Genomic DNA, 19,153 nt, shown 5'->3' with positions numbered 1-19,153 from the left:
GGTGCGATAATCCCCGGCATGACCCTGCCCGCCACCTTGCTCGACCGCCTGCGCGCGATCTTTCCCGGCGGCGAACTCTCCACCTCTGACGCCGTGCGTAACGAGTGCGCGCACGACAACTCGCGCTACCGCGCCCTGCCCGAGCTTGTAGTATTCCCCACCGGGCACGACCAGGTGGAAGCCCTGGTGCGCGCCTGCCGCGAACACCGCGTGCCGCTCACCGCGCGCGGCGGCGGCACCAGCTCCACCGGTGCCTCGGTGCCGATGGCGGGCGGCGTGGTGGCGAACTTCATGCGCATGAACCGCATCCTGCGCATCGACCCCGACAACCGCCTCGCGGTGGTCGAGCCGGGCGTGAGCAACGAGGCGCTGCAACAGGCGCTGGCGCCATACGGTTTCTTCTGGGCGCCCGACCCGGGTTCGGCGCCGTGGTGCACGGTGGGCGGCAACCTCGCCTGCAACGCCTCCGGGCCGCACGCGGTGAAATACGGCTCGACGCGCGACAACGTGCTGGGCCTCGCCGCCGTGGCCGGCAGCGGCAAGAGCTTCCGCTGCGGCACGCACACCACCAAGAGCGCGATCGGCTACGACCTCACCCGCCTCGTGGTCGGCTCGGAAGGCACGCTGGCCGTGATCACCGAAGCCACGTTGAAACTCACTCCCCGACCCGCCGCCGTGCGCACCCTGCGCGCCACCTACCGCGACGTGGCCAGCGCCGCGCGGGCGGTGACGCGCATCATGGCGCAGCCGGCCACGCCCTGCGCGCTGGAGTTCATGGATGCGCTGGCGCTGAAGCTGGCCCGCGACCACCAGCCCGAGGCCGGCGTGCCGGCGGCCGAGGCGCTGCTGATGATTGAGCTGGATGGCGCGCCGGATACCCTGGACGGTGCCACCGCCGCCATCGAGGCCGCCGCCCGCGTGGACGGGCTGGTGCAGCTGGAAGTGGCGCGCGACGAGGCGCAGACCCGTGCGTTGTGGGCCGCGCGCAAGGCGCTGTCGCTGGCCCAGCGCAGCGTCACGCAGCACAAGATCAACGAGGACGTGGTGGTGCCGGTGAGCCGCCTGCCCGAACTGGTGGACGGCGTGCGTGCACTTTCCGAAAAGCACGCCGTGCCCATCGTGAGCTTCGGCCATGCCGGCAACGGCAACCTGCACGTGAACCTGCTGCCGCGCGACGTGGACGAGATCGAGCGTGCCTACGCGGCGCTGCCCGAACTGTTCGCGCTGGTGCTCGCGCTGGATGGCACCATCTCGGGCGAGCACGGCATCGGCGTGGTCAAGCGCGAGTTCATGCCGCTGGCGCTGGAACCGGCCACGCTGGAGCTGATGCGCAACATCAAGGCCGCGTTCGACCCGGATGGCATCCTCAATCCGGGGAAGCTGCTGCCTTGAACGGGAATCGGGATTCGGGAACGGGGAATCGGAAAAGCCCGGTGACCGCGCGGCAAGTGCATACGCTGGACGCCCTGCTGGCGGACATCCGCTCCTGCCGGACCTGCGCGCTCCAGCAACCGCCGGGGTTGCGCCCGGTGCTGCAGGCGTCCACGCGCTCGCGATTGCTGATCGTCAGCCAGGCACCGGGGCGCAAGGTGGAGGAGACCGGCATCCCGTTCAACGACGTCAGCGGCGAGCGGCTGCGCGACTGGCTGCGCATCGACCGCGCCGCGTTCTACGACGCCGACAAGGTGGCGATCGTGCCGATGGACTTTTGCTATCCCGGCAAGGGCAAAAGCGGTGACCTGCCACCCCGGCCGGCGTGTGCCGCGATCTGGCATCCGCGGCTGCTCCCGCTGCTCACCCAGGTGCGGCTGACCCTCGCCATCGGCCAGTACGCGCAGGCTGGCCTGCTGGGCGATGTGCGTGGGGCCACGCTCACCGATACCGTGGGCGACTGGCGCACGCATCTCGAACGCGGCGTGCTGCCGCTGCCGCACCCCAGCCCGCGCAACCGGCTGTGGCTCACGCGCAACCGGTGGTTCGAGGCGGAACTGCTGCCGGTGCTGCGCGAACGCGTGGCCGCGGCGCTGCGCGGCGACGACTGAATCACGCCGCGGCGCGCCTTGCCGCCCGCCCGCGGATTCATCTAACCTGCCCGGGCTTCATGGCCACGGGGCTTTCCCTCGGCCTCGTCTGGGGAAACCAATATGCTGGATAACGGCCGATGAGCATCAAGCTCCGCCTCGTGGTGATGAATTTTCTGCAGTTTTTCGTGTGGGGGGCGTGGCTGATCACCATCGGCGCGTACTGGTTCCAGTACCGGCACTGGTCCGGCGCGCAGTTCGGCGCGATCTTCTCGACCATGGGCATCGCCTCGCTGTTCATGCCCTCGCTGATGGGCGTGATCGCGGACAAGTGGCTCAACGCGGAGAAGCTCTACGGCCTGCTGCACATCGGCGGCGCGATCGTGCTGTTCATCGTGCCGATGATCGACAACCCGGCCACCCTGTTCTGGGTGATGCTGCTCAACATGATGTGCTACATGCCGACGATCTCGCTGGCGATCGCGGTGGCCTACAACGCGCTGAAGAGCGACGGCGCGGACGTGGTGCTGGTATTCCCGCCGATCCGCGTATGGGGCACGGTGGGCTTCATCGCGGCGATGTGGACGGTGAGCCTGCTGCACCTGGAAACCTCGGGCGGCCAGTTCTACGTGGCCGCCGCCGCGGCGCTGCTGCTGGGCCTGTACGCGTTCACCCTGCCGCCGTGCCCGCCGCGACTGCGCGGCCAGGCGCACAAATCATGGCTGGATACGCTGGGGCTGACCTCCTTCGCGCTGTTCCGGCACGCCAAGATGGCGATCTTCTTCCTGTTCGCAATGATGCTGGGCGCGGCGCTGCAGCTCACCAACGCCTACGGCGACACCTTCCTGCACGACTTCGCCAAGGTCGACGCGTACCAGGGCCTGCTCGCGGTGCGCTACCCGGCGATCATCATGTCGATCTCGCAGGTTTCCGAAACGCTGTTCATCCTGGCTATCCCGTTCTTCTTCAAGCGCTTCGGCATCAAGACGGTGATGCTGATCAGCATGGTCGCCTGGGTGCTGCGCTTCGGCCTGTTCGCCTACGGCGACCCGGGCCCAGGCCTGTGGATGATCGTGCTGTCGTGCATCGTGTACGGCATGGCGTTCGACTTCTTCAACATCTCCGGCTCGCTCTTCGTCGAAGAGCAGAGCGACCCGGCGATCCGCGCCAGCGCGCAGGGCCTGTTCATGCTGATGACCAACGGCATCGGCGCGATCCTGGGCAGTTCGATCAGCGGCGTGATCATCGACCTCTGGTTCACCCACGCCGACGGCAGCAAGGACTGGCATGGCATCTGGACCACCTTCGCGGCTTACTCGCTGGTGGTGGCGGTGCTGTTCGCGATCCTGTTCCGGCACAAGCACGTGCGCAACGGAATAGCCCTGGTGCACGGCGCCGCCGACGTCAACCACCCCTGAACGGCGGCCGCCGGCGGGACGGTGGAGACCGGGGCGTTCAACACCTGCCACGGCGTGGCTGCCGACGCGGCCTCCCGGTTCCCCGAGTATTTTCGATGACAACGGAAACAGGCATGTTCGAAACCAGGACGCATCGCCTTGCAGCTGCCGCGGTGGCCGTGCTCTACATCGCGATCCAGTCGTTCCAGTCGTTCGTCTTCACCCGGTTGCCGGAGGCCGAAGGTACAGTGCAGGCCCTGCTGCAGGGACCGCTGCCGCTGAACCTGGCACGCGCCACGTTGATGCTGCTCTCTTTTTTCGGGCTGGCGTATCTCTACCTCGTCGCCTGCGGATTGGCCTTCCGGCGCAAGCCGCTGGCCGCCGTCGCGGCGTTTCTTGGGTTCTTCGCCTTCTGCCTGCTGGAATTGCAGCTTCGTTCGGTCGAACTGTTCTACGTGTACCTCGAACTGCCAAAGCTCTATCAGGCGGCGACAGCTGCCGGGCAGGTACGTGTGCTGGAGATCCAGTCGGTGTTCCAGGCAGTGCAGCATGCGCTGTACTTCCCCCTGGGGCTGGCGCAGGCACTGGGAAGCATTGCGTTGTGCGCGGCCCTTGGAGGCCATCGCTTCGACTGGCTGGCGAGGCTCGCGTTCGGCCTGAACGCCGCGCGCCTGCTGCTGCGTTCGCTGGACGTATACGTCCTCGGGACGCGATTCGACACACTCTATTCCGTCCTTTACCTGCCGCTGGTCTACGTCATCTTCGGCGCCACCGTGGCGTGGCTGTGCCTGCGCCGCGAAACCTGATCCGGGTGCCCGCGCCTGCGGCCCGGTAGAATGCGCGGCATGCGCATCGGCCCCTACCTCATCGACCCGCCGGTGGTGCTCGCCCCGATGGCGGGCGTCACCGACAAGCCGTTCCGCCTGCTGTGCAAACGGCTCGGCGCGGGCCTGGCCGTGTCCGAAATGACCAACGCCGACCCGAAGCTGTGGCACACGCGCAAGTCGCTGCACCGGATGGACCACGCTGGCGAACCCGAGCCGGTCAGCGTGCAGATCGCCGGCTACGACCCGGCGATGCTGGCCGAGGCGGCGCGCTTCAACGTGGCCAACGGCGCGCAGATCATCGACATCAACATGGGCTGCCCGGCGAAGAAGGTGTGCAACGTGTGGTCGGGTTCCGCGTTGCTGCAGGATGAGCCGCTGGTGGCGCGCATCGTGAAGGCGGTGGTGGACGCGGTCGACGTGCCGGTGACCTTGAAGATCCGCACCGGCTGGGATCGGCAGAACCGCAACGCGCTGAACATCGCGCGCATCGCCGAGGATGCCGGCATCGCCGCGCTGGCCGTGCACGGCCGCACCCGCGCCGACAAGTACGAGGGAGAGGCCGAGTACGCCACCATCGCCGCGGTGAAGGCCGCCGTGCGCATCCCGGTGCTGGCCAACGGCGACGTCTGCACGCCGCAGCAGGCGAAGCACGTGCTCGATCTCACCGGCGCCGACGCGGTGATGGTCGGCCGCGGCGCGCAGGGCCGGCCGTGGATCTTCCGCGAGATCGCCCACTACCTCGCCACCGGCGAACTGCTGGCCGAACCCGAACCGGCCGAGGTCGCCGCGATCCTGCTCGGCCATCTCGAGCACCTGCACGCGTTCTACGGTGAACCGGCCGGCGTGCGCATCGCGCGCAAGCACCTGGGCTGGTACGCGAAGGACCGCCCCGAGAACGCCGCCTTCCGCCAGGTGGCCAACCGCGCGGAAACCGCCGGCGAGCAGCTGCGCCTGACCCGCGAGTATTTCGCGGCGCTGCAGGACGAGGCGCGCCTGGCGGCCTGAGCGAACGCTCCGCGGAAAACCGCCGAGCGCACTCCCCCCGCTGCCATGGCGGAGGAGTACCGTGGCAAGCAGCGGCGGCTCCCTCGCATCCCCTGCCACGACGATGAACAGCACGGCCACAGGCGAATTCCCCTATATCCACGGATTTTCCGCGGAGGAGCAGTCGCGGCTGGTGCGGCAGGCCCGCATGTTCGAAACCAGCCTGTTCAACCACATCGACTACAGCGACGCGACCCGCCTGCTGGAAGTCGGCTGCGGGGTCGGCGCACAGACCGAGATCCTGCTGCGACGGTTTCCGCAATTGCATGTCACCGGCATCGACCGCTCCGCTGCGCAACTGGCCGCCGCCGAACACAACCTGGCCGAAACCACCTGGTGCGCGACGCGCTATACCCTGCGCCAGGCCGACGCCACGGACCTTCCCTTCGCCGAACGCAGTTTCGATGCAGCCTACCTGTGCTGGGTGCTGGAACACATGCCCAGCCCTTCGCGCGTACTCAGCGAGGTACGCCGCGTGCTCAGCCCCGGCGCCGCTGTCTACGTCACCGAGGTGCTCAACTCCTCCTTCTTCCTCGACCCCTATTCGCCGAACCTGCTGCGCTACTGGATGGCGTTCAACGATTACCAGTACGACACCGGCGGCGACCCGTTCATTGGCGCCAAGCTGGGCAACCTGCTGCTGGCCGGCGGCTACCGCGACGTGCAGACGGAAGTGAAGAGCATCCACCTGGACAACCGTCAGCCGGCGCGACGCAAGCGCATGATCGAATTCTGGGAAGAACTGCTGGTGTCGGCGGCCGAGCAGCTGGTGCTCGCCGGAAAGGTCGATGCCGCCACGGTCGAAGGCATGCGCATGGAGCTGCAGGCGGTCCGCAACGACCCCGATGCGGTGTTCTTCTTTGCGTTCGTGCAGGCCCGCGCCACCCCCTACTGAGCCATAGGCGGACCATCCTCGTCCCCCAGGCCACGCCCGGCCGAGCCCGCCGTCGCAGGCCGTAAAGCCGTCCAAACGGCTGAACATCCGCCTAACCCACCGGCCCCCAGAATCCCGGCGGGCTGCAAAACCGGGGGCAGCGATGTATCATGCCGGACTTCTTTTATCTTTCTATCCGCACGAAGGGATATAAACCGCGATGTCCAACTACCTGTTCACCTCCGAATCGGTCTCCGAAGGCCATCCGGACAAAGTCGCCGACCAGATCTCCGACGCCGTGCTCGACGCAATCATCGCGCAGGATCCGCGCGCCCGCGTGGCCTGCGAAACCATGGTCAAGACCGGCGTGGCGATCGTCGCCGGCGAAATCACCACCAGCGCGTGGATCGACCTCGAAGCGATCACCCGCAAGGTGATCGTCGACATCGGCTACGACTCCAGCAACGTCGGCTTCGACGGCGCCACCTGCGGCGTGATCAACCTGATCGGCAAGCAGTCGCCGGACATCAACCAGGGCGTGGACCGCAAGAACCCGGAAGACCAGGGCGCCGGCGACCAGGGCCTGATGTTCGGCTACGCGACGAACGAGACGAAGGACATGATGCCGGCGGCGATCTACTACTCGCACCGCCTGGTCGAGCAGCAGGCGAAGGTGCGCAAGAAGAAGAATTCGCCGCTGCCGTGGCTGCGCCCGGACGCCAAGAGCCAGGTCACCCTGCGCTACGAGCATGGCGTGGCCACCGCGATCGACGCCGTGGTGCTGTCGACCCAGCACGACCCGGGCGTGAAGCAGAAGGACCTGATCGAGGCCGTGCGCGAGCACATCCTGAAGCCGGTGCTGCCCGCCAAGCTGCTGCACAAGGGAACCAAGTTCCACATCAACCCGACCGGCAAGTTCGAGATCGGCGGCCCGGTGGGCGACTGCGGCCTGACCGGCCGCAAGATCATCGTGGACACCTACGGCGGCTGGGCCCGTCACGGCGGTGGCGCGTTCTCGGGCAAGGACCCGTCCAAGGTCGACCGCTCGGCCGCCTACGCCGCACGCTACGTGGCCAAGAACATCGTGGCCGCCGGCATCGCCGACCGCTGCGAAGTGCAGGTCAGCTACGCGATCGGCGTGGCCCACCCCACCTCGATCTCGGTCACCACCTTCGGCACCGGCAAGATCAGCGACGAGAAGATCGAGAAGCTGATCCGCAAGCACTTCGACCTGCGCCCGTACGGCATCTTGCAGATGCTCGACCTGATCCACCCGATGTACCAGCAGACCGCCAGCTACGGCCACTTCGGCCGCACCCCGCACCAGATGAAGGGTCCGGACGGCAAGGCCTTCACCGCGTTCTCGTGGGAAAAGACCGACCGCGCCGAGGCGCTGCGCAAGGATGCCAAGCTGAAGTAAGGCCGGCGCTGCACATTGGAACGAACGGGCCGCCTTCGTGCGGCCCGTTTCTATTTCAGTTTCAGACCAACAGCCTTTCCGAAGCGCAACACCAGTTCATGTTGTACCGCAGGTGCGGCCTGCAACGACTGCCGTGCGCGCCTGACCCAGCCCGCACCCCGAGCGGCCAGGTCGTCCCACGCTTCCACCAGCACACTGGGCGCACGCTGCAGATGCCAGTCGATCAGGCTCAAAGCCTGGAAAATATCCTTGGCGTATTTCGCATGCCGCGGTCCACGCTCGGCGGCCACCAGCAGTTTGTGCAAGCCGTAGCGCGCTGGGTCGGGCAAATTCACCAGGCAAGCGTCGGCCCGGTCCAGCAGCACGGCCTGCCCAGGCCGCTCCAACAAATAATCCAGAAACTTCAGCGGCGTCAGCGCCACGCCGATATCCGGCATCGACACATCCTTGCCGCCACGGCGCATCACGGTCAGAAAGTCGATACGCAAATCGGGTTCCTTCTCGCTGACATAGTTGCTGGCGAAGCCGCGACTGCCGCCAAGTGCCGGCAGGAATCCCATCTCCAGTGACTTCAGCGCATCGTCCACATCCGCATGCATATTGGCCGGCAACGCCACCTCCACGTTGCCGCCTGCTCCCGCATGCGCAAAATCAAGATCGAGAGTGCGCGCGCCCTCGCTCCACACCACTCCCAGCTGGTTGCCCATGGCGAGGAACGCCTGCGTGCCCACCAGCAATCCGCCGGCACGAAAGAACTGGTAATCGGCGAATCGCTTGACGATGCGAAAGTGCTTTGCCGGCGTAAGCGCATTGCCCTGGGCGAATGCCGCACTGGCCTGTCGCGCCACCGCTTCAAATGCCGGTACCGGTTTGTCGCGTGCATTTTCGATCGCCTCGATCGGCGGTCCCTCCGGCCCCAGGTAATACTCGCGCTTGCGTCCGTCGATCTCCTTGAACTGCCAATACGCGTAGCGGCGTCCCTTGATTGTCTTCCAGCCCACCGTCCCGGTCAGCGACGCCGGCGAACGCATGGTCTCAGCCACTTGAACCAGCTCCTGCAGTTCGGCGTAGGCGGTCTGGGCGGCAACGGGAAGTTCGCGGTACAAGGCCATCATCAGGGCTCCGGCGGATACCGTGGTTATACCACTCACAAAGAATGAGTGGTATAACCACGGTATCTTTTTCATTCGCACGAACGGCCGCCCCATGCACCTTGACCAGTTGCTCAACGACATCGACCGAGATTCCCTGACCGAGCTCTTCGGCGGGGCCGCGCTCGCAGCGGTCGAAGCCAGCCTGACGGAAAAGAATGGCAAGGCCTACGTGCATTGCCTGGTGCGCGACAAACCTGTGCAGGCCAAGCGCGAGGAACTGGTGCGGCAACTGTGGCTGCAACGACTGACGCTGTACTACGGGTACCCGGCATCGCGACTTGGCGTGGAATATCCGGTCACCTTCGGCCGCGATACCTCCAAGCGCGCCGACATCGTGGTGATGGATGCCGACCGCCCCACCGTGCCCTACCTCATCGTCGAAGTGAAGCAAGGCAAGCTCAAGGACGGCAAGGAACAACTTCGCTCGTACACCCACGCCACCGGCGCGCCGCTGGCAATGTGGTGCAACGGCATGGAATCGGTCGCGTGGCACCGCAAGAATCCCAACTACTTCGTCGAGATTCCCGACGTTCCCAACGTCGGCCAGACCATCGATGACATCGCCGGCCAGCCGTGGACGATGCAGACGCTGATCGAGGTTGAGCAGCGCCGCGAAATCGAGGGCAAGCGCACGCGCAGCCTCAAGCAGTTGATCGAGGAAATGGAGAACGAAGTCCTTGCCAATGCCGGTGTGGACGTGTTCGAGGAAGTGTTCAAGCTGATCTTCAGCAAGCTCTACGACGAGATGTACTGCTATCGCGGCCGCCACAAGTATCTGCGCTTCCGCAACAGCAACACCGCCGCGCAGCTCAAGGTCAGCATCCAGTCCTTGTTCGACGACGCCAAGAAGGAATGGCCCGGGGTGTTCGCCGAGGATGACAAGATCAAGCTCGGTCCGGAGCACCTGCAAGTCTGTGTCGGTTCGCTGGAGGAATGGAAGCTGTTCAACTCCAACCTCGACGTGGTGGACGACGCCTTCGAATACCTGGTCGGCAAGTCGTCCAAGGGCGAGAAGGGCCAGTACTTCACGCCGCGCTGGGTGATCGACATGTGCGTGCGCATGATGAATCCGCACGAATCGGAAACCGTGATCGACACCGCCGCTGGTAGCGCCGGATTCACCGTGCATTCGATCTTCCATGTATGGAGGCAGATCCTGGCTGACGAAGGCCTGCCGGTATCGCACCTGTTCACCATGGAAGACAAGCCGCAGCGCTGCCGCGACTACGTGCGCAACAAGGTATTTGCCATCGACTTCGACGAGAAGTCCGTGCGCGTGGCACGCTGCCTCAACCTGATTGCCGGCGACGGTCAGACCAACGTGTTGCACATGAACACGCTGGACTGGACCAAATGGGACGAGCGCATCCGGCAGGACGAAGACTGGCAGGAAACCTACGGCCCCGGCTGGGCCAAGCTCAAGAAGCTCCGACATCCGAAGAACCAGAACCGCACGTTCGGCTTCGACGTATTGATGGCCAATCCACCGTTCGCCGGCGACATCAAGCAGAGCGATATGCTCTCTCCCTACGAGCTGGGCCACAAGGCCAACGGCAAACTGGAAGGCAAGGTCGGCCGCGACCTGTTGTTCATCGAGCGCAACCTGGACTTCCTGCGCCCCGGCGGGCGTATGGCCGTGGTGCTGCCGCAAGGCCGCTTCAACAACGCCAGCGACCAGCGCGTACGTGAGTTCATCGCCGAACGCTGCCGCATCCTCGCCGTGGTCGGCCTGCACCCCAACACCTTCAAGCCGCACACCGGCACCAAGACCAGCGTGCTGTTCGTGCAGAAGTGGAACGACGACGCCAGCGATCCGCGCTACCACTGCCCGCGCACCGACGACTACCCGATCTTCTTCGCCACCCAGCAACTGGCCAGCAAGGACAACAGCGGCGAGAAAATCATTGCCTTATCGCAGCCACGCCATCGTCTGTTCGACTGGACAAAGAGCGACAAGCCAACGCTGGAAGACCTCTCAGAAGGTGAGTTGAAACAGCGCTTCGCGGTGGCGGAAGCCGCCAGCCTGTATCGAGTCAATTATCCGGATGGCAAGCAAGGGGTCGAATCGGGACTGGCCCTGATCCAGCAACACGGCAGCCTGGAGGCGATTCGCAAGGAGGATGGCTATCAGTTGCAGCGCCTGCGCGAGGTCGAGACCTACCGCAAACCTTTGCGCGACAGCCACGGGCACTGGGTGATCCAGCACGACCTGTTCAACCACGACGGCCTGACCCAGGACGGTATCGCCGAGGCCTTTGCCGAGTTCGCCGCGAAGGAGAAACTCGGTTTTTTTTGAATCGCCCCTTTGACGCGGCCCGCTATGTGGGCTTGTTGGAGGGGCTGGAAATTTCAGAAGTTCGGCTCTCGGATGTGCTCCGCAGTGCCTCGACAACTCGATTCGATCCCGAGTATTTCCAGCGACAACATTTACTCGATGCAATGCACGTCGTCGAGAAGGCTTCGGTATTCTGCAAGTTCAGGCAGCTCTGTGTTTCAGTTGATGCGAGCGCCTTCTATCCCTCGATAGAAGCCTACTACGATCAAGGCGATTTGCCGTTTCTTCGTGTCGCGGACGTAGATTCGGTTATCGACTTCGAGACCTGTACTCGAATCCCAGCGAGCTTGTGCGATCAATTCCCCACACTCTCCAAGGTGGCACCAGGGGACATTGTATTTACGAAAGGCGGAAGCGTCGCACGTGTTGGCTTGGTAACTGCTGAAGCAGCGGTTAGCCGCGACCTCATTTTTCTAAATAGTTCAAAGTTGCAGGAAGTTGACCGAGTATTTCTCTATCTCTACTTCCAAACAGGCTTCTTCAACCGCGCCTTGATACGCTCGAGCTCGCAAACGGCACAGCCGCATCTGACAATAACTCTTGTCCGCGAATTGCCGATTTTTCGCGCAAACAAGGAATTGAAGGAGCATTGTCTTCGGCTTGTTCAGGCTTCCTACAAAGCACGCGCCGCTGCGATTGCGGCGCAGCACGAAGCAGAGCACGGACTCCTATCCGCTTTGGGGCTGGAGAATTGGCAACCACCGGAGCCGCTAAGCTACGCCCGCAGCAGCCGCGATGCCTTCGCCGCTGGACGACTGGATGCGGAGTACTTCGCACCGCGCGTCGCCGAACTGCTTGGCCGGCTCGGCCAGCATGGCCAACGCATCCGCGATGTGGCGCCGGCGCGGCACGAACGCTTCGTCGCATCGGCCATCGGCACGTTCGACTACATCGAGATCGGCAACCTGCGCGCCGACGGCACCGCAATGGCAGTGCAGACGGAGCAGTCCGACGCGCCCAGTCGCGCGACCTGGCATGTGCACGCGGGCGACGTAGTTACCTCGATGGTACGGCCGATTCGCCGACTCTCAGCCCTGATCGCCCCGGAGCAGGACGGCAGTGTGTGCTCATCCGGCTTCGTGGTGCTTGAGCCGGAAACTGTCGCACCCGAGGTGCTGCTGGCCTACCTGCGCCTGCTGCCGGTGTGCGAACTGATGGATCTGCACACCAGCGCCAGCCTGTATCCGGCTATAGCCGAAGCGGATCTGCTGGCACTGCCGTTCCCCCGCATCGAGGCAAGCGTATAGACCCAGATCGTAACGAACGTGCGCGCCGCGCAGGGCAGCCGCGAGCGCGCCGCCGAGCTTCTCAATGCGGCCAAGCGCGCCGTCGAACTCGCCATTGAGGACTCCGAGGCCGCCGCCTTGCGGCACCTCGCTTCATTCGAACTGCCCGCCAGCGGTGCACCGTGACCGTCGTCCGCTGCTCGCAAAAGCTGCTCAAGCGCTTGCGTGTGCCGCCCGCGCTGGCTGAACCGGCACCGTCGGACAACCCACTGGGCGAGTGGTGCGCTGACATCGACTTCATCGACCGCCAGCCGTTCGTGCTGCTTATGAACGCCGCCACGGGAACGGTGCTGGTCGTGCCTGGCCGCGCCGTCGATTTGAAACGCCTGTACGAGATGGCGGCAGAGCAGCTGCGGTTCCTGTTGGCCGCCTGCGGGATCGGTGGTGCGCTGGCCGAAGGCGAATTGGATGCCTGGCGATCGCCACCGGCATTCGCCCGCAACGGCAATCGCAGCCTGGTTTCATCGATGAACCAGCGCAAGTACGAGGCGTGGTCGCAATTCGCCCATGGTCGCCTCACGGCGTTCGAGGTGGCGCTGCGCATGCTGGAGACGCCGTTCTCACGCAAGGATCTGGGTCGCGACTTCCACTTCGCGGCTGATCTGCTGCGCGCCAGACTGATGCCCTCGGCGAAGATCATCCCGCTTCATCCCACCCGCGACCTGCACTGAGTCAGCGCTGCGAACTGACCAGCGACCGATTCCAGAGCCGCCGACACGCCAGCGATCGCGCGTCCACGTACAATGGGCGGATGTCTCTTATCCAATTGCAATGCGTCGACTTCAGCATCGGCGGCCCGCTCCTGCTCGAGCACGTCGATCTGTCGATCGAGGCGAACGAGCGTGTGTGCATCGTCGGCCGCAACGGCGAAGGCAAATCCACCCTGATGAAGCTGATCGCCGGCGAGCTGCAGGCCGACGACGGCGAGGTGCGCATCCAGAACGGCGTGGTGGTCGCGCGGATGGCGCAGGAAGTGCCGCAAGGCACCGCCGGCAGCGTGTTCGACGTGGTCGCCGAGGGGCTGGGCGATCTCGGCCATCTGCTGGCGCGCTACCACCACCTGCTGGCGGAAGGCGACTTCGATGCGCTCGGCGACGTGCAGCACCAGATCGAGGCGCAGCACGGCTGGGACCTGGACCGCCGCGTCAGCGACGTGCTGACCCAGCTGGAGCTGCCCGGCGACACCGACTTCGCCGCGCTGTCCGGCGGCATGAAGCGCCGCGTGCTGCTGGCCCAGGCGCTGGTGCGCAAGCCCGACGTGCTGCTGCTGGACGAGCCGACCAATCACCTCGACATCGAGGCGATCGGCTGGCTGGAGACCTTCCTCAAGCAGTTCGCCGGCAGCATCATCTTCGTCACCCACGACCGCAGCTTCCTGCGTGCGCTGGCCACGCGCATCGTGGAGATCGACCGCGGCGCGCTCACCGACTGGCCCGGCGACTACGACAACTACCTGCGCCGGCGTGAGGAGCGCCTGCACGCCGAGGCACAGGCTAATGCACTGTTCGACAAGAAGCTGGCGCAGGAGGAAGTGTGGATCCGCCAGGGCATCAAGGCCCGGCGCACGCGCAATGAAGGCCGCGTGCGCGCGCTGAAGGCGCTGCGCAACGAGCGCGCGCAACGCCGCGAGCTGGGCGGCAACGTGAAGATGACCGCGGCCAACGCGCAGGCCTCGGGCAAGAAGGTGATCGATCTCGATCACGTGCGCCAGGCCTACGGCGGTCGCGTGCTGATCGAGAACCTCACCACCACGGTGATGCGCGGCGACCGCATCGGCATCATCGGCCCGAACGGCGCCGGCAAGAGCACCCTGCTGAAGATCATGCTGGGCGAGCTCAAGCCGCAACGCGGCACCGCGGAGCTGGGCACCGGCATCCAGATCGCCTACTTCGACCAGCACCGGCTGCAGCTCAACGACCAGCTCAACGCGCTGGACAACGTGGCCGAGGGCCGCGAGTACATCGAGCTCAACGGCCAGCGCAAGCACATCATCGGCTACCTGCAGGATTTCCTGTTCTCGCCCGAGCGCGCGCGCGCGCCGATCACCCGCCTGTCCGGCGGCGAGCGCAACCGCCTGCTGCTGGCCAAGCTGTTCGCGCAGCCGTCCAACCTGCTGGTGATGGACGAGCCCACCAACGACCTCGACGTCGAAACGCTCGAACTGCTGGAAGAGCTGCTCACCGACTACCAGGGCACCCTGCTGCTGGTCTCGCACGACCGCGCCTTCCTCGACAACGTGGTATCCAGCACCCTGGTGCTGGAAGGCGAGGGCCGGGTCGGCGAATACGTGGGCGGCTATACGGACTGGCTGCGCCAGCGGCCCGCCGCGCGCAGCACGCCCGCCACCGGCAAATCCGCCACGCCGGCCCCGGCGCCTGCGGCCCCCGTCGCGGCAAAGCGCAAGCGCAGCTTCAAGGAGCAGCACGAGCTAGAGCAACTGCCCAAGCGCATCGAGCAACTGGAAGGCGACATCGCCGCGCGCACCGCCGCGATGAACGAGCCAACTTTCTTCCAGCAGGACAGCGCCGCCATCGTCAAGGCGAACGAGGCACTGGCGGCACTGCAGGCCGAGCTTGACGCGGCCTACGCGCGCTGGACGGAGCTGGACAGCTGATTCCAGGAGTGGGTGGAGAGGAGTGAGGGGCGAGGGAAAGCGGGACGCGCCACGCTTGAGGCTTGTTCGCACTCCTCACTCCTCGGCTTTCCCGCGGCGCGCCGCAGGCGGCGCTCCGGTCCGGCGTATCATTCGCGGATTGCCCCTGCGGATGATCGCCATGTACACGCTCTACTACGCCCCCGGCTCGGCCAACCTCGTCGTCCACCTCGCGCTGCTGGAAATCGGCGCACCGCACGAGCTCAAGCGCATCGACATCGAGAAGGGCGAGCAGCGCAGCGCCGAATACCTGGCGATCAATCCGAACGGCGTGGTGCCGACCTTGCTGGTCGACGGCGTGCCGCACGGCGAGGCCGCGGCGCTCGCCATGCTGCTGGCCGAGCGGCACCCCGAGGCCGCGCTGACGCCGGCCACCGGCAGCGCGCAGCGTGCCGACTACCTGCAATGGATGCTGTACTTGGCCAACACCCTGCAGCCGCTATTCCGCCAGTGGTTCTACCCAGCCGACCACCTGCCCGCCGGCGCCGACACGGTCAAGGAAGCCGCCCGCACCGGCATCGAGAAGAGCTGGTCGCACATCGACGCCCACCTCGACGCCCACGGCCCGTACATGCTCGGCGACCGCTTCAGCCTGGTCGACCTGTACGCACTGATGCTGATGCGCTGGTCGCGCAACATGCCGCGCCCGGCGACGGCATGGCCGCAGCTGGCCGCGCTGGCCGCGCGACTGAAGGCACGGCCATCGTGGAAGCAGGTGTGCGAGGCCGAGGGCCTGGTCGAGTGGGCCTGAACGCATGAACGACGGCGCTGACAGCTGGGCCGTCTACCTGCTGGAATGCGCCGACGGTCGCGTCTACACCGGCATCGCGCGCGATCCCGAGCAGCGCTACGCGAAACACCTCAGCGGCAAGGGCGCCCGCTTCACCCGCGCCAACCCACCGAAACGGTTGCTCGGCTGGGTCTGGGTCGCCAGCCGCAGCGAGGCGCTGCAGCTGGAGATCGCCTGGAAGCGGCTGCCGCGCGACCAGCGCATCGCGGCCCTGCAGGCAAGCCTCAAACCGTAGGAGCGCACCCTGTGCGCGATGCTCTTCGTCATGTCACGAAAAGCCATCGCGCACAGGGTGCGCTCCTACGGGTCCCCGCCGCGGTCAGCTTTTCGCGGCATGTCCCCATCGAGAGCGGCGGGCCGTGCCCGCCCTACGAAGGGCCGTGGTCAGCCGGTGTTCTGCAGGCCCTGCGAGACGCCGTTGACGCAGGCGACCAGCGCCTGCAGCACGGCATCGTCCTGGCGGTCGCTGGCGCGCCAGCGCTGCAGCAGATCGACCTGCAGCAGGCTCATCGGGTCGACGTAGGGATTGCGCAGGCGGATCGAGGCGGCCAGGCGCGGCTCGCCGCGCAGCAGCACCTCGCTGCCCTTCAGCCGCAGCAGCCAGTGGCGGGTACGCGCGAATTCGGCGCGGATCAGCCCGAAGAATTCGTCGTGCAGCGGGCCGGACAGTTTCGAGAACGCCTCGGCGATGTGCAGGTCGCACTTCGCCAGCACCATCTCGACGTCGTCCAGCAAGTTGCAGAAGAACGGCCAGTCGCGTGCCATCTCCGCCAGCGCCGCTTCACCGAACTGCTGTACGCCCTGCTCCAGCGCGCTGCCCAGGCCGTACCAGCCGGGCAGGATCGTGCGGCACTGGGTCCAGGCGAACACCCACGGGATCGCCCGCAGGTCCTGCACGCCGCGCATGCTGCGGCGGCTGGCCGGACGCGAGCCCAGGGTCATCCGCTCGATCACGTCGACCGGCGTGGCGCTGCGAAAATAGTCCACGAAGCGTTCGCGTTCGACGAAGGCACGATAGTGCCGCCGACTGGTCGCCGACAGCGCGTCCATCAAGGTGCACCAGCGCTCCACGCGCGGTTCGCCCCCGGGCGGGCGCAGCGAGGCGCGCAGCACCGCGCCCACGGTCTGCTCCAGGTTGCGCAGCGCCAGCGCGCGGATGCCGTACTTGCGATGGATCACCTCGCCCTGCTCGGTCACCCGCAGCACGCCGGCCACCGCGCCGCGCGGCGCGGACATCAGCGCCGGCGTGATGCGCGCACCGCCGCGGCTGGCCGAGCCGCCGCGGCCATGGAAGAACGCCAGCTGGATGCCAGCGGCGTGCGCCACTTCCAGCAGTGCCGCCTGGGCGCGCTGCAGGCCCCAGCGCGAGGCCAGCGTGCCGCCGTCCTTGCCGCTGTCGGAGTAGCCCAGCATCACCCACTGCTGGTCGCCGCGCGCGGCGAGGTGACGGCGGTAGACCGGGTCGTCGAGCAGGGCACGCAAGGTCGCCGGCGCGTTATTCAGGTCGTCCACGGTCTCGAACAGCGGCGCGATGTTGAGCGGCACGTCGTTCGCCTGGTCGACCAGCCCGCCACGCCGCGCCAGCGCCAGCACCGCCAGCACATCGGCGGCCGAACGCGCCATGCTGATGATGTACAGGCCGGTGGCGTCCTCGCCGTGGCTGGCGCGGCTGTCGCGCAGGGTGGCGAACACCGCCTGCAGCGATGCGGCATTCGCGTCGCTGCTGTGCGGGAACGCCGCCTCGCCGCAGGCATACGGGCGCAGTCGATCGGCACGCGCGGCGCCGTCGCGCATGGCCCAGTCCGGATCGGCGAGCAGCGCTGCCAGCGCGTCGTCGTGCACGCGTGAATCCTGCCGCACGTCGAGCCGCGCCAGGTGGAAGCCGAAGCTGCGCACGCGGCACAGCAGCCGCTCCACAGCGTAGGCGCCGGCGTGCACGCCGTGATGCTGGAACAAGCTGTCGGCGATCAGTTGCAGATCGTCCAGCAATCCACTGCTGGACGCATAGCCGTCCGGGCCATCGTCCCGGGTCAGCGCCAGCCGCGCGCCGACCAGCTGCAGCAGGCAGCGGTACGGCATGTCGGCGTGGCGCGGCCGGATCAGCGCTGCGGCCGCGGGAAAGCGCTCACGGTAGTCCGCCAGCCGCGCGCGCAGCGCCGCGGACACGGCAACCCGTCCCTCGGTCTGGCTGAGCAGCCGCGCCAGCGCGGCCACGTCCTCGCGGTAGCGTTCCAGCACCAGCGCGCGCTGCGAGTCGAGGCAGGCGGCGATGGTGTCGGCGCCCACGTTAGGGTTGCCGTCCATGTCGCCGCCGACCCAGCTGGCGAAACGCAGCAGCCGCGGCAGCCGGATCGCCACGCCATAGGTGCGCTGCAGCGCCTGCGCCAACGATTCGTACAGCGCCGGCACGATCCGGTACAGCGGGTTGGCCAGGTAGAAATCCACGTGCTCGCGCTCGTCCTGCACGCTGGGCCGCACCGGCGAAGCCTCGGCGGTCTGCCAACCGGCGGACAGCGCCATGTAGATGCGGTCGTCGTCCTCCCGGCGCTCCTGCGGCGTGCGCTGCTGGTCGAAGCCGTCGATCAGCGAAGCGACGATCGCCTGCTCCTTCTCCAGCAGCGAGCGGCGCACCGCCTCGGTCGGGTGTGCGGTGAACACCGGCTCGATCCACAGCCGTTCGAGCCAGCCGACCAGTTCGTCGGCGCCCACGCCTTCGGCCTTCAGCCGGCCCAGCACGTCGAGCAGCGATTCCGGCTGCGGCGTGCTGCCCTCGCGCTGGTAGTCGCGGCGGCGGCGGATGCGGTGCACCCGCTCGGCCGTGTTCACCGCCTGGAAATAGGTGGCGAACGCACGCGCCAGCGCTTCGGCGTCGTGGGCGTCGAGACCAGCCAGCGAAGCGGCCAGTTCCTCCACCGAGGCGCCCTCGCGGCGGCGGCGGATCGCCGCGGTGCGCACCTGTTCGACCCGCTCGAAGAACACGTCGCCGCCCTGTTCGGCCAGCATCCGCCCGACCATCGCGCCGAGCCGGCTGACGTCCTCGCGCAGCGGGCCGTCGGGCGGCAGGAACTCGGGTTCGCGGCTGGATTCCATGCGGGGCTCCGGACTGGGTGAACGGCCAGCCTAAACGAATTGGCCCGGTAGAAGCATCTGCCCGCTTCTGCCGCTAGAATAGGTAGCTTGTACTGCCCGTCGAGGGGCGCTGCGACCGTTCCCGTGCACGAGCTTCACGGGAGCCGGCCAGGCTCGGCGCGGCACGTTCCACAACGGCGCCCGGTTGCTTTACGCGAGTCCCTTCGCGATAGACCGGCCTTCCTTGGCCGGACTCTTCACGAGAGCCTTGCGCTAACCGGAG

Annotated in this window: 16 protein-coding genes and 1 riboswitch; of the genes, 14 read left to right on the top strand and 2 right to left on the bottom strand. The window is 66.6% G+C overall.

Features of this window, described 5'->3' with window-relative positions; genetic code table 11:
- Positions 1-18 precede the first annotated feature (18 nt).
- The 7 genes from RHOFW104R8_RS06295 to metK all read left to right on the top strand — a co-directional run bounded on the left by RHOFW104R8_RS06295 (position 19) and on the right by metK (position 7,583).
- On the top strand, positions 19-1,392 hold the full coding sequence (locus RHOFW104R8_RS06295) for an FAD-binding oxidoreductase (protein ID WP_068090187.1): 1,374 nt from the start codon (positions 19-21) through the stop codon (positions 1,390-1,392).
- Between the two features lie 65 nt (positions 1,393-1,457).
- Positions 1,458-2,042, top strand: coding sequence for a uracil-DNA glycosylase family protein (locus RHOFW104R8_RS06290; RefSeq protein WP_068090277.1), 585 nt, complete (start codon positions 1,458-1,460; stop codon positions 2,040-2,042).
- A 119-nt stretch (positions 2,043-2,161) separates the two neighbouring features.
- Positions 2,162-3,439 carry a nucleoside permease gene (locus RHOFW104R8_RS06285; RefSeq protein WP_068090185.1) on the top strand — a complete coding sequence of 426 codons (1,278 nt, stop codon included), beginning with the start codon at positions 2,162-2,164 and terminating at the stop codon, positions 3,437-3,439.
- A 113-nt stretch (positions 3,440-3,552) separates the two neighbouring features.
- Complete coding sequence (locus RHOFW104R8_RS06280; RefSeq protein ID WP_068090183.1) at positions 3,553-4,224, top strand: hypothetical protein; 672 nt, start codon at positions 3,553-3,555, stop codon at positions 4,222-4,224.
- 39 nt (positions 4,225-4,263) lie between these two features.
- Positions 4,264-5,250 (top strand): tRNA dihydrouridine synthase DusB, encoded by a 987-nt coding sequence (gene dusB, locus RHOFW104R8_RS06275; protein ID WP_068090275.1) that lies wholly within the window; start codon positions 4,264-4,266, stop codon positions 5,248-5,250.
- Between the two features lie 103 nt (positions 5,251-5,353).
- Positions 5,354-6,184, top strand: a complete 831-nt coding sequence (locus RHOFW104R8_RS06270) for a class I SAM-dependent methyltransferase (RefSeq protein ID WP_068090180.1) — start codon at positions 5,354-5,356, stop codon at positions 6,182-6,184.
- A 199-nt stretch (positions 6,185-6,383) separates the two neighbouring features.
- The gene (metK, locus tag RHOFW104R8_RS06265; RefSeq protein ID WP_068090178.1) at positions 6,384-7,583 is read left to right on the top strand and encodes a methionine adenosyltransferase; all 1,200 of its coding nucleotides are present in this window, start codon (positions 6,384-6,386) and stop codon (positions 7,581-7,583) included.
- Between the two features lie 50 nt (positions 7,584-7,633).
- On the opposite strand, the gene RHOFW104R8_RS06260 is transcribed toward metK, so the two are convergent.
- Positions 7,634-8,698 carry a GSU2403 family nucleotidyltransferase fold protein gene (locus RHOFW104R8_RS06260; protein WP_068090176.1) on the bottom strand — a complete coding sequence of 355 codons (1,065 nt, stop codon included), beginning with the start codon at positions 8,696-8,698 and terminating at the stop codon, positions 7,634-7,636.
- 91 nt (positions 8,699-8,789) lie between these two features.
- Between RHOFW104R8_RS06260 and RHOFW104R8_RS16890 the strand changes: the two genes are divergently transcribed.
- The 7 genes from RHOFW104R8_RS16890 to RHOFW104R8_RS06230 all read left to right on the top strand — a co-directional run bounded on the left by RHOFW104R8_RS16890 (position 8,790) and on the right by RHOFW104R8_RS06230 (position 16,036).
- Positions 8,790-11,033 (top strand): N-6 DNA methylase, encoded by a 2,244-nt coding sequence (locus tag RHOFW104R8_RS16890; RefSeq protein ID WP_082823546.1) that lies wholly within the window; start codon positions 8,790-8,792, stop codon positions 11,031-11,033.
- A complete protein-coding gene (locus RHOFW104R8_RS17300) occupies positions 11,030-12,319 on the top strand; it encodes a restriction endonuclease subunit S (protein ID WP_153021628.1) in 1,290 nt (429 codons plus the stop codon). The genes RHOFW104R8_RS16890 and RHOFW104R8_RS17300 overlap by 4 nt, the downstream gene beginning before the upstream one ends.
- Positions 12,320-12,337: 18 nt before the next feature.
- Positions 12,338-12,484, top strand: a complete 147-nt coding sequence (locus RHOFW104R8_RS17570; protein WP_161487736.1) for a hypothetical protein — start codon at positions 12,338-12,340, stop codon at positions 12,482-12,484.
- Positions 12,481-13,029, top strand: a complete 549-nt coding sequence (locus tag RHOFW104R8_RS06245) for a DUF6933 domain-containing protein (RefSeq protein ID WP_068090172.1) — start codon at positions 12,481-12,483, stop codon at positions 13,027-13,029. Before RHOFW104R8_RS17570 ends, RHOFW104R8_RS06245 begins: the two co-directional genes overlap by 4 nt.
- Positions 13,030-13,109: 80 nt before the next feature.
- Positions 13,110-14,972: an ATP-binding cassette domain-containing protein gene (locus RHOFW104R8_RS06240; RefSeq protein WP_068090170.1), complete on the top strand. Its 1,863-nt coding sequence runs from the start codon at positions 13,110-13,112 to the stop codon at positions 14,970-14,972.
- Between the two features lie 160 nt (positions 14,973-15,132).
- The gene (locus RHOFW104R8_RS06235) at positions 15,133-15,762 is read left to right on the top strand and encodes a glutathione S-transferase family protein (protein ID WP_068090273.1); all 630 of its coding nucleotides are present in this window, start codon (positions 15,133-15,135) and stop codon (positions 15,760-15,762) included.
- A gap of 4 nt (positions 15,763-15,766) precedes the next feature.
- Positions 15,767-16,036, top strand: coding sequence for a GIY-YIG nuclease family protein (locus RHOFW104R8_RS06230; protein ID WP_068090167.1), 270 nt, complete (start codon positions 15,767-15,769; stop codon positions 16,034-16,036).
- 149 nt (positions 16,037-16,185) lie between these two features.
- Here RHOFW104R8_RS06230 and ppc read toward each other — a convergent pair whose 3' ends face one another.
- Positions 16,186-18,891 (bottom strand): phosphoenolpyruvate carboxylase, encoded by a 2,706-nt coding sequence (gene ppc, locus RHOFW104R8_RS06225; RefSeq protein WP_068090165.1) that lies wholly within the window; start codon positions 18,889-18,891, stop codon positions 16,186-16,188.
- A gap of 95 nt (positions 18,892-18,986) precedes the next feature.
- Positions 18,987-19,080: riboswitch (S-adenosyl-L-homocysteine riboswitch) on the top strand.
- Positions 19,081-19,153 lie beyond the last annotated feature (73 nt).

Origin of the sequence: Rhodanobacter sp. FW104-R8, from assembly GCF_001617365.1 — a bacterium.
Lineage (GTDB): Bacteria > Pseudomonadota > Gammaproteobacteria > Xanthomonadales > Rhodanobacteraceae > Rhodanobacter.
Note: the sequence above shows the minus strand (reverse complement) of the source record. Positions and strands in the feature narration are given on the sequence as shown.